Origin of the sequence: Sabulibacter ruber, assembly GCF_017355955.1 — a bacterium.
Lineage (GTDB): Bacteria > Bacteroidota > Bacteroidia > Cytophagales > Hymenobacteraceae > Nibribacter > Nibribacter ruber_A.
This window is the reverse complement of the sequence record NZ_JAFFID010000198.1, coordinates 1-247: the sequence shown is the minus strand read 5'-3', so window position 1 is coordinate 247 and position 247 is coordinate 1. Positions and strand designations below refer to the sequence as shown.

The window sequence follows — 247 nt, the reverse complement described above, 5'->3', positions numbered from 1 at the left end:
CGCTCCGCCATGGATCTACCGGCGCTGATCCGCGAGTAAGCCAAACCGACAGACCTCATTCTTCCCATCGAGCGACGGAGACGAAAATGACCTACGCGACCTATTCGGATTTCGGTACCGACAAGCGTTCCTCGGGTAGCTTCCTGAAGGGCTTCATTGCCTTCATGAACGCCTGGATCGAGAAGTCCCGCCTGTTCGCGGTCATCTGACCAGCAAACGGCAAGGAACGGCCTCCAGATACTCCGTA

1 protein-coding gene is annotated in these 247 nt (G+C 57.1%); it reads left to right on the top strand.

The window, feature by feature from the left end:
• On the top strand, nt 1–209 hold a 209-nt coding region (locus tag JT719_RS25030), incomplete at its 5' end, for a hypothetical protein (RefSeq protein WP_207436490.1).
• Nucleotides 210–247 lie beyond the last annotated feature (38 nt).